Genomic DNA, 12,326 nt, shown 5'->3' on the forward strand with positions numbered 1-12,326 from the left:
AGCCAAATTAGCGTCATCGGCGTTCAACAATCAAAATAATTGTATAACGTAAACTTCGATTCAATTACGATAAAAAAATCGGGCTATATTGACTGCAATGTCAGTTATTTTCGATATTTCAATTTATTTTGGACAGTACTGCAATAGATAAAATATTCCAAAAAAAGTGAAATAAGTAAAAATAAAGTAGGTTAATACACATTTATACTCACTGTATTATTACAAAGGGCCTATATTATCTGTAATCAGGCACAAAGAGGTTTCAGGATAGGCTCTAAGCACACCGGGGAGGAGTATTATATGATTATCAGGTTTCCGAATAAAATGGAATTTTTAAAAGTACATATAATTGTTCTCTTTCTTGCATGCAGTGTCTTTTCCGGTCCTGTGGACATGTCGATAGATTGTTCACAGCCTGCAGGCCCTTTTGTACGCTTATATCACCAGACCGGCACGCCGAATGCCAATTCTTTTTTCAGTGACAGTCTCGAAACCATCTACAAGCAGTATGTAGAATATCTGGGAACGGTTCCCCACGATGGAATAAAGTACATGCGGTTCATGTGGCTTCTTGACCTCATTGCCGGAACCGATATTGTCGGCGAGAATGCAGTTTACGACTGGACATTGATCGATTCACTGCTCGATTTGCATGTCGAAAACGGTCTGAAAATAGTAGCGCCCATTATGGGTAATCCCACCGAAGGCACTATTCATGATATTGGTTTGCAGACCTATTCATCAAACTCGGTGGGGGCTTTTTTCACCTTTATTCAGCCGCAGGAAATACGGGCTTATTATCTTATGGTAAAGGCTTTCGTGCAGCATTGTGTCGATCGGTATGGTATCGATGAAGTCCGGAGCTGGTATTTTGATTCGTGGAACGAACCAAACACCCCCTTCTGGCGTCTGGTCAGCCGTAATCTGGAGAAGTTGGAATATTTCAGTTACTGGGATGCGGCATCGCAGGGAGTGAAGGATGTCGATTCGACATTTCGATTTGGAGGGCCGGGAAATGCAGAGGGTGAATTCCCTCGTGAGCTTTTTCAACATTGTCTGTCGGGGACCAATGCAATCACCGGCGAACAAGGATCGTCAATCGATTATTTCGCCGTCCATATCAAGACCGACGCCGATGAAATGGTAGGAGAATCGGTGGCCTTGATCGACAGTTTACGAACGCTTTTTCCTCAGTTGAGTGATATTCCTTTTATGAATGGAGAAGCAGACCCCCTTCCGGGGTGGACAAAGGATCTAACCTGGCGTGCCGGGCCGAATCACGCGGCTTTTGTCTGCAACTCTCTTAATCATCATCTGCTCAGAATTGTCGATTCCCTCGACTCTCCAGTACTCTCTGCTGCCTGTGATGACGCCTATGTGGGAGATTGGAAGCAGCGGACCCAGTTTACGTTGATCGGCGACAGGGACAATTTTGCCTTGATAAAAAAGCCGGTCCACAATGTGCGGACCATGCTCTCGTTGATGGGTGATACCCGGTGTGAAGTCGCTGGCGGGCCTGATATATACACTAATGCAGGGGTAATCGCAACCGCCTGTGATTCTCAAATTGCCGTGTTGCTTTTCAATGAGGATCTCAATGAAAACAAGGCTGTGACACAGGATATCAGCACCCGGATAATGGTTAATGATATTCCTTTTTCTCAAGGGTGTGTTGTTCATTACCGTATCGACAAAAGCCACTCGAATCCTTACAGACTTTGGAATAGTGAGCAAACACCCTCCGTTGAGCATATTGAAGAACTCCGTAAAAACCAGGAACTGGAAAGGATCGATATTCCAAAAGTTATGACCTTTGCCGGGAATTCCTATACCGATACAATCGATCTTCCAAAGAATTCGGTAAGCCTGATGCTCCTCTGCAGGAAGCCGGCCCAGGCTCCTGCACCAGTGAAAAATGTACGGGTAAAGGAATATAGTGGTATTGATGGCACTCCTGAATACCTGGTGCTCTGGGATGAATCACCCTCAAAGATGATGAAGACCTACGAAGTCCTCTATGCTGAGAACGCTCAGAGCGATGGTGTGCGGGTCAATGAGCCTGATATAATCTGCAGTGGATTTATGCATCGAGGCCCCTCACAAAAGGGATTTTACAGTGTACGGGCAGTCGATTACTGGGGCAGAGGGTCTGATGGCTCCATTCAGGCTGCTAAAAAAGGGTTGTATAAAACCGGCAGGCACGGCGCACCTCCAACACGGATCATTTCCACAGGGACTCTTGCAGGGCTCGGTCATGTCATGATGGAAATAGGAGTGTCGGGCTTTTCGATCTATAATTTACTGGGAAAATGCATTTTCCGGTATAATCGAAGCAATTGTGAAAACAGCGCGACCGTATCGCTGCCCCAAACCATTAAAAGTGCCTCAACTGTATATGTAATCCGGTATAAGTGAGGCGATTTTTCCGATTGCAGAATCGAATGAATAGGATCACGCGCTCACCTTGAAAGTTAAATAGAGACGGGTGTAGACGGATTACATTTTCTTCGTCCTCTTCTTTTTGGTCTTCTACCTCATCAGCATTGTCTCTAATGCCCTCCACAGGAGCCGCGATAGATCTTGTATTTAATCGCACAATAAAGGCATTCCTTTTGCCTTGTTAAGTCGGTAAACATGTGTTTACCTGTAAATATATAACCGAGCTATCTCGTTTTTGCTGTCGGTAAACGTATTTGTCAATTTGAGGGTGGACCGAGAAGCTCAGAACAGGCTGCGGCGACTGTTTCGCCTACTGCAGATACACTGTCGGCTGATGATGCGAGATCATGGTCGGCATTTTTAATAATGTGCAGGTTATCGATTATCGAATCAGCGTACTCGCTGGAAATTATTTCGTCATGTTCTCCGATAAAAAAATATGCCGGGCAGGGGACTTTCTCGATCCGTCTCTGTGCCTTGATAACAAACCGCGCCACCGCCGCGCCTTCAGACTGCGACAGGGCTGCATGAGTAGGGGCTGAGGGGATGATGCCGGGGCTATATACCGGAAGTGCCAGTAGAAAAATATTCCCGACTTTGCGGGTACAAGCCCCAAGCACGGCAGTCGATGCTCCCAGGGAATGGCCGATAAGAACGGTGGGACCATCATGAGAGTCAACCGTGTTTTGAACCGCTTTTAACCAGTCATCGGGCAGCGAAGGACCGATTGTGGGGAGGTCGGGAAAGCGGGGCGTAATGCCCAATTCCTCTATGGATGGAAGAAAGGGGGACCACCAGTCGGAGGTGTTTCCCAGGCCATGGATAAAAATCGCTTGTATTTGCATTGCCAAACCGGTTCGGGCCGGGCCCGGATCTTTCCCACGTGAGTATGAAAATCAACATCATCGGCGTTCTATAATAAAAATAATTATCTCTCACAAACTTCATAGAGGTTGTTATAAAACAGTGCCGGCGGTCGGTAAGAAAGGCAAATGCCGGATTTTCAAGCTCGTTAGTGCCGGCATGTCTGTAGAATCTTTGTATGAGGAAAGGGACTGCCGTCCCTTTACAACCCACGTTGAAAATGCTTATTGGTAGCTATGCATCCCGAGGGATGCATAGAAAGAATGATGTGGCGGGGTTGAGCTATGGGGTAATCCTCGCAGATCGGACCACGCAAAACCGAAAATAGCCGGAGTTTTTTCGCAACTGAACCGAACTTAACAACATAAGAAAATAGAACGCGGACGCCACGGATGTTCACGGATTTTGGGTTTGTAGTTAAGAAAGAAAGAAGAAAAACAGGGCATATTTGAGGAAATAGTAGTTTTTCTTTCTTGATTCGGATATTTCCAGACTATGTAAATCCGTCGTATCCGTATCATCTGCGGGCAGCACAGTTCTAAAACCGGAACTCATAGGCCAGACTTACTTGATTATCCCACAGGGCTTCACTGATCATGGTACTGATTTCTCCCCGGGCAAAGAGCGAGTGATGGGTGGTGATTTCCCAGGCCCAGCTTGACTGGAAGGCGATTTCGTTGACAGGGTCGGCGTTACGGTCGTTGTAGTGCTCGAATGTGAGGTCGAGATCGGCACGCATTTCATCGGGGATAAAGTGCCGGGTGATACCGGCGGAAGGGGAGACAAGGGTCAGACCGTAGTCGCCTTTGGAGGTGTTGACCGTTGCGGATAAACGAGTGTCGAAAGGGTAATCATCGTACCGGGTGGTAAGCGCCAGAATGCCGGTGTTGACATCCAGAGCTATATCGTCGAGCAGCGCCCCGAACTCGAGCCGGGAACGGGAATTATTGACCGAGAACGTGACAGTATTGTCGGTAATACCAAACTTCCGGGAGTACTGAATACTCGCGCCGATTATACCGAACCGGTTGTCTCTGCTGTCGGCGGCAACCGATGAATTCACTTCTTCACTGTTGCTCATCAGGGTTATCGTTACGATCGGCAGCGAGGGGCTCCAGAAGAGCGTTCCCATGAGGTTGAACCCGAGCATGTGGGCTGGAGCTGATTTGAGCCCGGCAAGATCGTTTCTGTACCATGAAAGCCCCCCTCGCACATAGACCCGCCGGTCAAAAACACGGACACCATTGGAAATGATGATTCCTGCCTTGTCATTCTGCTGGTTTTCATTACCCAGGGAGCGATAATTGGTTCCTGCGTAGAGATAGGTAAATTCGAATTCTTCATCGACACTCCCGATCGGCATGTGCAGTTTCAGGCCGGCGTCCCAGATAATTGAATTGCCCAGCGCTCCGGCATTGATCGTTTCGGTAGAATCAACCGGGATGGGAAGGGGGGTGCTCGTTTCGTTAATGATAATGACCCCTTTAATGTCATTGGGCCAGATCGGCAGTGAGGCATCTTCTCCCAGAGCATCGGAGATTTCATCATTGGAACTGGGGCCGTTGGAGATATCATTAGTCAAAAAGCTGAATGCAAAGTCAGAAAAGAGAGTGATACGTCGTTTCCACAGGGAAAGGCGTGCATCGAGGCCGCCGGCGATGTTATCTTTGGGAGTAACACCTCGTATCTGCTTTTTGAATACCGTATCGGCAAGTGATGTATCGGCGCCGCTGCTGTCGAGGGAGATGTTGGGCGCCAGAAGTGATATCTGGTCGATTGACTTGGGGTTATCCTTTGCTTTAAGGATATCAAGGCCTATTCTGAATCGTTTCTCAGTGCCGACTTGAAATCGTGCGGCAAAGAGTGAGCGTTTGAATGTGCCGTCGGCATACCCGCTTACCTTGCGGTTGAATGCATTGACCGTATCGATAAAATTTTCTGCGGTATCGTACATTATCTCCGCAGTTGCCAACGCTTTATTATCAACCACATAGGGGGCGATTGCACGCTGTGTATTTCCGAATACGACGTCGATACCAAAGCGGCGATCGGATGATTCCATGTTGACCTCCAGCCCCCTTACCCGCTGATCGCGGAGTATGAACGTGTTGTAGGCGGGGAAATTGTCCCCAATACTCAAACGGAGCATATGACTGTGGCCGGCGCCGATCCTGAACCGCTGGAGGGTTTGACGGTGTTTGTCTTCATCGGTGGTAAGTGAGAGATTGTAATTGTAAAACTGTTTACCCCGGTAACCGTTCCCCGAGGCTTCGAGAATAGCCGCGCTGTGGGTGCTGTCATGGAAATTCCGGTAGCCGAGTTCACTGTTGATCCTTCCGGTATGAACGATCTTTTGGGGGGTCACCGCCTTAAGCTCCCGGCCTTTCTGTTTCATCTCCTTCCGTTTTTCATCGGAAACGGTTTCCTCTTGTGTCAGATAAAACCGCACCGAAGCATCGGCAAGTTGTTTCCGGTGAGAACCGTAGAGAATAACGGTTACGATATGAGGGCCGGCCAGGTCCGGGCGATTCATGAAATCTTCGCCGGGAATGAACGTGACCGTCGAACCGGTAATGCGTGCTTTGGAGGAGATATCCTGCTTGTCGAAAAATAGTTTGACCCGGCTAACCGGTCCACTCAGCCCGCTGTAGGCAAAGGAGACAAAGAAATCTTCGAACAGCACGAATTCATCCGGCTGCGGAGTGAGTGACACAACCTCGCTTCCCTGGAGGTGTGACGAAATCCCCGTGAGAAAGAGCAATGCAGAAAACCGGAACATAAGGGTTTGGGTGTTCATAGATTTGACTACCGGAAATCAGCCTCAAGGGTCCTGGTGCGGTTGCTGCTGTTTTCGAAAATTACTTTCAGTGATGTAATCGGCCGTTGTTCGAATTCGGCTTTTATCAGGGCGTCATCACGGCTCAGGGTTATAATTGTTGTTGCATTCTGCACATTGGAGACAAGGGCGGAGCCCCGGGTAACCCGCCATTGGGTGAATGTATATCCATCGGCCGGGGCCGCCGTTACGGTCACCGGAATTCCCGCTTTTACCGCTTGCCGAGCATCGGTATCGATACTGCCCCGGGCGGGATCGAACTCGATGGTCAATTGAAAGGAATCGCCGGAGACGCCTCCTGTAATCAGCGAATCGCCGGGAACAAAGAGCGCTTTAATAATGCTTTCGTCGATGCCGGGGTTGACTTCGGTTTTTGCCGCGTACGGATCTTTGAACTCAACTTCGGTACCGGAGACGGTTATCCATTGCAGAAAGGCATTGCCTTTGGCCGGAGTGGCGTCAACCGCAGACCACCGGTTGGCAACGAAATACTCCTTGCCGTCGGGCTCGGTGGAGCCAAGCCCATTTGTTAAAACGGTCATTTCGACTGTTTCGGTGGAAAAAAGTGCCTCGATTTCCATCGATTGCCGGATATTGGAGAGGCTGATCTCCGTTGATGCGATCGTGTCGGAGAGTTCGAGGTCATCGCTGTTTTCGGGAAGCTTCCATGCAATAAAGGCTGCTTTGGGATTGGGTACTGCCTGGAGGGTCAGTGAGCCGCCTTCGGGTACCTTGATATTTCCCCCGGGTTCGGTATAACCGCCCTTTGTTGCCCCCACCGTCACCGTGCAGATCCGGGCTGCAAAGATCGCATTAATCATCGCATCGGAAGTGGTAAGGGTAACCGGCGTGGTATCTTGCTGCGGGTCCTCGATATCGGCCCATCCGCTCTGAATTTGCCAGTTGAGAAATTGTTGACCATTGTCGGGCTGGGCGGTAATAATCGTTGGGGTGCCGTGGATAATTCGTATGGGCTCAGAGGGTACCACCGAACCACCCTCTTCTGCAACGAGGGTAAGGGTAAAGGCCTTTTCGGTAATTGATGGCATAATAATGCAATCGGATTTTGCGTTAATCTCCGCTTGTTCGCTCCCTGTAACAGAAGCTCTCCCCGAGGCGACATTCCACTCCGTTAGCATATACCCATCATGAACCCCGGCAACAACAGAGAGATGCTCTCGCCGTTTCACAAAAACCGAATCGACCGGGGTGATTTCCGCCTGGGGGTGGTCGATAATCACTACTGAATAGGGATTGTCGGAGAAATGCGCTGCAACGGTAGCATCACTGGTGTCGATTACCAGGCGGGTTGCCGCCTTGCGGGGCTTGATGATTTGCGCGGTTCCGCTTTCAATCGACCAGGAAATAAACTGATACCCATCATCAGCCTGTGCCGAAAGGGGAATGGTATCCAGATAGATCCCGGTACGGGTCTCTTTATTGGAAATACGTCCGCCTTTCTTGGCACCAGTAACAATAGTATACTGTTTCGGTATAAACCGGGCGGTTACCGAACCTCTGTCGGCCGACAGGGTAACGAGGGCGGTATCCCGGTTTATCTGTTTAACCCCCACACGCCGTCCTTTTTTCCATCCTGTGCATTCATAGCCCAGTGAAGGGAGAATCGCCAGGGGAAAGGGTGCCCCTTTTTCTATGGTTATTGTTCCTGAAGGGGTTACTTTACCTCCATCGGTTGAAAGTACTTCGATTTGAGCAGGGGATTGCGAAAACTGTGGGGCAATGATTGAGTTTGATGAGACGATAACCGATGTCGACTCCTGTGAAGCATCCAGAAATGCGGCATTACCGCTGATTAGTTCCCAGTGGGTAAAGCTGATGCCGATTTCCGGCACTGCCTTTATTTCGACACCGGCACCATTAAGTGCCGCGGCTTCTCCCCGGGGTTCAGTTGTACCACCGTCGGTTTCCTGAATTGTCAGCCTGCTGGTAACCCGGGCATCACCTTTCAGTTTCTGCATCAGCTCGATCATGCCGTACAGCGTTCGGGTCTGTCCCCGGGAGATCGATCCTGTGTAAACCCGATTCCCGGTTCCGGCATACCCCACCGATCCGGGACCGAGCGTATGCCAGACGCCGCTTTCATCATCGGCGATTTTGGCGTTGCCGGTTAAAACATAGAATGTCGATTCGCCGCCGGCTCCGGTAACATCCAAAAAGCCGGCGCCGCGCTCGATCCAGATGAGTGTTGAGGGCGCGGTGGCGTCAAAGGAATAACCGGCGCGCGTGCGGACGTCAAACATCACCCGACCGGAATGTACTTTGACAATTTCGCTTGAGCGGTTTCTGTCGCGGGTAAAGTAAAAATCCGCTTCGGTATCGGGGCGGAGAATAACACTGCTTCTGCTGCCGATACAGACAATTTCTGCAAAACCCCGTTTCCCGGTCTGGAAACGGGCCCCGGATACTGCGGTATACCCTTTGGTTACGATATCGCTGCTTTTTCGGTCGATATCATAGGATACCGTCACCAGCCCCCGGGTGCGGACCACAAGCGCGATTTCCTGCGGTTCCGCGGCAGAAATATGAATGCCGGCGCCTGTCAGGCAAACAAGAATCATCCCGGCACGAATTGCACGTTTTTTGTCCCGGCTTTTCATCATCGAACATCCACTTTCTCAAGGTCCGTCTCTTCAACTAACACTTCGGCAACAAACTGTTTCAGTTCCGCCAGATTTTTCTTCTCGCCGTTGATATAGATCGAGGCGTCGTTATCATAGCCTGCAATTTTTTCGAAAACACTTTCATCATCGATAATAAGCCGCAGCTGCTGGATTATCTCCCAGACGCGCGGGTTGGCGACTTTATAAATTGTAAAGGCATATACCGGGCTTTTGATCAAGCTGGAAGTAGCTCCCTTTATTTTTGCGTGTACATTCCAGTAATAGGTTGTACCCGGTTCGAGCTGAGGTGATGACAGTGGAATGACATAGGAAAGTGCATTCACCGATGCACTGTGAAAGGGCGGGCGGCTGATTGCATCGGCCATGGAACCGCCGGGGACTTCTTCGTAGATGTAAATGGTAAAGATGTCTTCGGTACCATAAACACCCGGTAGAAGATCGGACCGCCACGAAAAGACCGGACGGGGTTCATAAATAGTTTGTGCACCGCCGGATGCCTCCCGACCGGGGTAATCTGGAATCACATAGGTTACATTGGTAATCGTGTGTTGAGAGAAATCATTGTCGATAACTATACCCGACACGCTTCTTTCGAGATCGAGCCTGAATTCGATGGCGCCGTCGGGAATACGCTGGCCGATGGAGATTTTTTCCTTGATCGAGGGATCCTTTAGTTCATACACGGTTGTTTGTATCGATGTCCGCACGGCGAGGTTGTTCTCGGTGAGAAAATCATTACTCTTGATAAGGATACTCTCGTAAGGCTTGATCGAAAATGTGTTCGACAGGCCTTCATAGATACGCTGATTTCCCTGTGTTCCCGCAGATTCACTGTCCAGATACACCCGGTAGCGGAGCCGAAGCCCGGTATAGGTCGAATCGTCGGGATTGGTTATCTGGATGACAAACATGAGCGGACCCAGACCGGAGGCAAAAATATCGAATTGCGAAATATGGGCATTGGTCATGGTGGAAGGAAGAGAGGGGATAAGATCGACGGTTACTCCAAGTAATGGAAACACTACAAAAAAATGGAGGATGAACAGACGGGAAAGATGCTTTTTGAAACTCATATGCTTTCCGTTATTTGACCAAAGACCAGTATGTTGTCTGTAATATATAATGTGATACATATAAGGTGGGTATGATTTTTACTAGAATTCAGTTAAATACAGGTGTTCGCCGTTGCCTTTTCATACATGCTCCTCTTAAATATCAGTGTTTCCATCCAGAAAACGCTTTTTACTCTCCGAAAGCATTTTCCTGCAAAATATTTTGTATTATTAAAGGTGAAAAAGATTCATAACCTTTTCCCGGAGGGATCATGATAAGAAAAATGTTTCTGTCTGCTTTACTGCTTTTTAATGTTGTTTTTGCAATCGGCTATCAGCATGCTACCTTTAGAAGTCAATCAACTCAGGGGGTACCCTGGAATGGAACATCGAAGATAATCCGGGAATTATTCCGGATAACCGTTTATCCGGATTATCTGGATATTGAACTGGATTGGGAATTTGATGTTAATGGGGTGGAACCGGATTCATTTAAAAATGCTCTGGAGATTGTCGGCAATATCAATCTTGAGAGAGGTTCTGTTGTTACAGGAATGCTGCTGTGGAATGGTGATGATATCCTGAAAGCAAAACTAAAATCCGTTGAAGAAGCCCGGAAGCAGTACGAAGAAGTCGTCGACCGGGATGCCGATATTCCTCCTCCGCCACGAGACCCGGTTATCTTCGAATACGGTTGGGCCCCTGATAATTATTATATGTCAATTTTTCCGGTAAGCTGGGGCGGTACGCGAAAAATGCGAATGCGCTATCTTATTCCATCACAAGAGTTGAATGGCACAACGAAGATCGGATTTCCGCACGCCTTTTCGGATAATGCTGAATATGTGATTTACAAAGGATCGGAGGTATCTTCATTCTACCTCGAATCATCTTCGGGAGCCATGCAGGAAATAACTGCGGATTCGATGACCCTTGAGCCCGGTGCAGGAAGGTATTCGTATAACTGTTTTCGATATATCACACCGCAGTTGTTTACCCAAACAGGTTCACGTTTGTATGTAAGTAATTTTTCCACTGCACGATTGAGCGGCGAAATGGTCCACTTTATCGGCATGACTCCTGATAATATCGTTTTTAATTCTGCTTTAAAAGAGGAATTTGTCATTCTCTGGCGATGGAACAATAGTGAAGTACTCAGCAGGTATGGCAAACAGATCGTGGAACAATCGAATCTTCTGCAGCAATTTCTGATTGCACTTCACGAGAAAAAGAAAAAGGTTGCTTTGATTATCGATAAAGGCGGCAATGAACGGATCATTTTCAATCTCGATCGCAAAGGCGGTCCGGAGTATAGCCGGATGATGAGCTTCTTATATGAGATCGGTACACGGCAGTTTGGAAATCCTCAGTCCGGCAGGGGACCGCAACTCACTCAGGCACAGATCGACAGCATTGTTGCGAAATCATTTTCTGAATTCGAAAATGCGTTGCAGGAGGCACTCTCGCTTTTTACAAATAACACTGGAGTGCTCAGGCATCTTATTTTGGTGACGGCTGGACCCGAGTGGATTCGGGAAAAGAGAAATGTCGGATCGATAGCCTGGGATCCATCCATCGAAGTCTCCGGCCTTATAGAACATTTGCAGAAATACCAGTGGTTTAATGCATCGTTATATCCTCCACAAAAGCTTTTCTGGCCTGGTGTGGATATTAATGCATTTGCTGCAATGTATAATCATTCGCTGACTGCAACTGCGGTATTATCGAATGGAACAAACTCGTGCAGCACTTATGTACGTTCGGATACGCGAAGCTCCTATTTCAATTACCGGCAGAGATACCGGATGCCTTCGTATGAACTGAAGCTCTTTACTGCGGAGCCTCTGGAACGCAGGATACACTGGAATATCTATCTTAACGGAACATCCTTTGCTTCCTTTACCGAAAAACCATTGGCAATAGAGAGTGGTGATCCCATGCAATATGCACGGCTGGTGGGGGCAGATCGGAATTTATTGTTTCTTGGATCAGAGAAACCGTCATCGATGGCCGCCACGTTGGGTTTTGTTGATGAGGAATATGCGTTGCTTGCGCTTGAAGAAGATGTGCTTCCGGATTCAGTGGCGGAACATTATGTCACTCGTGGGGTGCCGGACCTTCTGGCTGAAGATATCTTTCCGTCAGCTGATGACACATTAGCTTCGATTGAAGCTGAGGGTAATTCGGTTACTGATGTAAAAAATACCAGTCTGAATGGTAAAAAGCTGGTGAATGGAATTCATGCGCAGGTAACCGGACGCAGTCTTGTGTTGCATTTTGACTGGAGTGTGATCGAAAATCCCGAACAACTATCAATAATGCTTTTCACTGTTACCGGGAAGCTTATTCGGCGATGGAATTACACCGATATTGCAGGGATGAACCGGGTTGAATGGACAGCGGTTGATAACGCTGTTTCGCACAGCTCGTATATCCTGAAAATCAGAGCGGACAACGAGATCGCCGGGAAAGTGATAACGTTGCTGTGAGGTG

General features: G+C 48.4%; 6 protein-coding genes. 2 read left to right on the forward strand and 4 right to left on the reverse strand.

Annotated elements, in window-relative coordinates; genetic code table 11:
* The first annotated feature begins 300 nt into the window (after positions 1 to 300).
* Positions 301 to 2,415 (forward strand): hypothetical protein, encoded by a 2,115-nt coding sequence (locus tag GF401_15770; protein ID MBD3346512.1) that lies wholly within the window; start codon positions 301 to 303, stop codon positions 2,413 to 2,415.
* Between the two features lie 281 nt (positions 2,416 to 2,696).
* Here GF401_15770 and GF401_15775 read toward each other — a convergent pair whose 3' ends face one another.
* The 4 genes from GF401_15775 to GF401_15790 all read right to left on the reverse strand — a co-directional run bounded on the left by GF401_15775 (position 2,697) and on the right by GF401_15790 (position 9,854).
* Positions 2,697 to 3,284, reverse strand: a complete 588-nt coding sequence (locus tag GF401_15775; protein ID MBD3346513.1) for an alpha/beta fold hydrolase — start codon at positions 3,282 to 3,284, stop codon at positions 2,697 to 2,699.
* A 557-nt stretch (positions 3,285 to 3,841) separates the two neighbouring features.
* A complete protein-coding gene (locus tag GF401_15780) occupies positions 3,842 to 6,100 on the reverse strand; it encodes a hypothetical protein (GenBank protein MBD3346514.1) in 2,259 nt (752 codons plus the stop codon).
* Between the two features lie 8 nt (positions 6,101 to 6,108).
* The gene (locus GF401_15785) at positions 6,109 to 8,760 is read right to left on the reverse strand and encodes a hypothetical protein (GenBank protein MBD3346515.1); all 2,652 of its coding nucleotides are present in this window, start codon (positions 8,758 to 8,760) and stop codon (positions 6,109 to 6,111) included.
* Positions 8,757 to 9,854 carry a hypothetical protein gene (locus GF401_15790; GenBank protein ID MBD3346516.1) on the reverse strand — a complete coding sequence of 366 codons (1,098 nt, stop codon included), beginning with the start codon at positions 9,852 to 9,854 and terminating at the stop codon, positions 8,757 to 8,759. Before GF401_15790 ends, GF401_15785 begins: the two co-directional genes overlap by 4 nt.
* A gap of 251 nt (positions 9,855 to 10,105) precedes the next feature.
* Here GF401_15790 and GF401_15795 point away from each other — a divergent pair, with 251 nt between their 5' ends.
* Complete coding sequence (locus GF401_15795) at positions 10,106 to 12,322, forward strand: hypothetical protein (GenBank protein ID MBD3346517.1); 2,217 nt, start codon at positions 10,106 to 10,108, stop codon at positions 12,320 to 12,322.
* Positions 12,323 to 12,326: the final 4 nt, after the last annotated feature.

This window comes from Chitinivibrionales bacterium (assembly GCA_014728215.1).
Taxonomy (GTDB): domain Bacteria; phylum Fibrobacterota; class Chitinivibrionia; order Chitinivibrionales; family WJKA01; genus WJKA01.

Coding starts and splice junctions, on each gene's coding strand:
- GF401_15770 (MBD3346512.1), top strand. CDS start 301: ATGATTATCAGGTTTCCGAATAAAATGGAATTTTTAAAAGTACATATA.
- GF401_15775 (MBD3346513.1), bottom strand. CDS start 3,284: ATGCAAATACAAGCGATTTTTATCCATGGCCTGGGAAACACCTCCGAC.
- GF401_15780 (MBD3346514.1), bottom strand. CDS start 6,100: ATGAACACCCAAACCCTTATGTTCCGGTTTTCTGCATTGCTCTTTCTC.
- GF401_15785 (MBD3346515.1), bottom strand. CDS start 8,760: ATGATGAAAAGCCGGGACAAAAAACGTGCAATTCGTGCCGGGATGATT.
- GF401_15790 (MBD3346516.1), bottom strand. CDS start 9,854: ATGAGTTTCAAAAAGCATCTTTCCCGTCTGTTCATCCTCCATTTTTTT.
- GF401_15795 (MBD3346517.1), top strand. CDS start 10,106: ATGATAAGAAAAATGTTTCTGTCTGCTTTACTGCTTTTTAATGTTGTT.